Here is a 1,908-nt window from a genome sequence, read left to right as displayed (position 1 = left end):
TCGCCCAATGACCACCGTACGATCACGCTCGCCGTCGGCGACGAGGTCATCCTGCGGCGCAACCAGCGGCTCACTCAACCCGACGGCACCACCGTCGAGGTGCGCAACGGCATGACCGGTCGCGTCACCGCCACCCGCCGGCGACGCGTCACGGTTCCAACTCGACGCCGCTCACCGCACCCCCGGTAGGCCCACGACCGTGACACTGCCGGTCGCCTACGTCGGCGCACACGTCGCCTACGGCTACGCCCGCACGGTCGACACCGCGCAAGGCTCCACCGTCGACCACAGCCTCTTCACACCCTCGACCTCGGCGAGCGCCGAACGCGCCTACGTCGCCCTGTCCCGCGGCCGGCTGACCAACCGCATCTACGCCACCCGCGACCAGACGTGGATCGACGCACTTGGACGCGACCGCAGCCATGCCCTCGCCGTAGACCAGTCAGCGCGCGACGATCCTCATGAAGGTCGACGGCCTCGACCGCGAGCAGATGAGCACCACGACCGCCGCCTCCGACCTGACGCTGGCCGGGCTGCTCAAGCACCTCGCCGTGGTCGAGGACGGCTGGTTCCGCCGCGCCCTGCTCGGCGAACCGCCGGCCGCGTGGTACCGCGACTTCGTCGATGATCCCGACCGGGACTTCCGGACCGCGGCCGACGACGACCCGGTCGAGCTCGTGGCCCGCTACCAGCAGGCCTGCGAGCGCAGTCGCGAGGCGGTCGCCTCGATGGCCTCCCTCGACGACCTCACGGCGGAGGTGCCGGGACCTGACGGGACGCACCGCTTCAACGTGCGATGGGTCCTGCTGCACATGATCGAGGAGACCGCGCGCCACGCAGGCCACGCCGACCTACTCCGCGAGGCGATCGACGGCGCCACAGGCGAGTAGTCGCCGCTATGCGTCGACCAGCGCTCGGCATGACCGTGACCTCCGAGGACCGATTGCCCCCAAGACCGAGGGCACCCGGAGAGGGCGGTAGATCGGCGGGCCGCACCGCGCCCGCTCCCGATGGGCCCCGATTGTGACGCGCGTCGGCACTGCCCGAATCCCCCTCGAGACGGACCCGGACGGTGGCCACAGCTCGTGAGAGGACGTCCGCGTCAGGGCGCGGGGGGCACCGATTCCCGGACGCTTACGTCGATGGTCTCTCGGTGAAGGAACACGACGACTTGTGACATCCTGCGGGACGTCACGCAGCTCGGCCACCGATCGGGGGTTCCCGATGACCAGGTTCGTCGTTGACACCAGCGCTGTTCTCCACCTCGCGGCCGCGGAGTTCGAGGTCGCTGAGGAGCACGAACTCCTCGCACCCACGCTGCTGCGTTCACAGACGCTGTCGGCGCTCCACGAGGCGGTCCACCGGGGAGAGCTGTCACAGGAGGTCGCGCGCGCTCGGCTGACGTACATCCAAGGAATGAAGATGCGGCTGCTGGGCGATGCCGTGCTCCGCAAGGTGGCCTGGGAGGTCGCGGATCGGCTGGGAGTGGCGTCGACGTACAACGCCGAGAACATCGCCCTCACCAAGCTGCAGGCAGACGCGCTGGTGGCCTGGACAACGAACTCGCACGCAGCGCCGAAGGTCGCGTCGAGCTCGCACCGATCGATGCGCTGAGGTAGGACCTCAGCATCGGCCGCAACCCGCGAACCGGCGACCCTCGGAGATCAGGGGATACCGCCGGATGCGTCAGGTTAGGGCGATCGTGGTCAGTCGGATGCACCGTGCACTTCGTCCGGCACAACGACGCCGTCGATGACGTGGATGTAGCCGTTAGCGCCGATCGTCACACAGCGAATTCGCCCCCGGTTCTGGTGGGTTATGGGAACTCGAAGTGGAGGGTGCGGCCGTTCCACCAGGGCACGGGGGTGGGAGGCAGGTCGGCGGCGCGTAGCACGGGGCTGTAGGCGC

Annotated in this window: 2 protein-coding genes and 1 pseudogene; all 3 read left to right on the top strand. The window is 69.3% G+C overall.

The features are described from left to right. On the top strand, positions 1-189 hold a 189-nt coding region (locus VK923_00490), incomplete at its 5' end, for a hypothetical protein (GenBank protein ID HSJ43144.1). 263 nt (positions 190-452) lie between these two features. Continuing rightward, a pseudogene (locus VK923_00485) lies at positions 453-890 on the top strand (DinB family protein). Between the two features lie 334 nt (positions 891-1,224). Further along, positions 1,225-1,614 carry a hypothetical protein gene (locus tag VK923_00480; protein HSJ43143.1) on the top strand — a complete coding sequence of 130 codons (390 nt, stop codon included), beginning with the start codon at positions 1,225-1,227 and terminating at the stop codon, positions 1,612-1,614. The last annotated feature ends 294 nt before the right edge of the window (positions 1,615-1,908 follow it).

This window comes from Euzebyales bacterium, from assembly GCA_035461305.1.
Taxonomy (GTDB): domain Bacteria; phylum Actinomycetota; class Nitriliruptoria; order Euzebyales; family JAHELV01; genus JAHELV01.
Note: the sequence above shows the minus strand (reverse complement) of the source record. Positions and strands in the feature narration are given on the sequence as shown.

Coding starts and splice junctions, on each gene's coding strand:
- VK923_00480 (HSJ43143.1), top strand. CDS start 1,225: ATGACCAGGTTCGTCGTTGACACCAGCGCTGTTCTCCACCTCGCGGCC.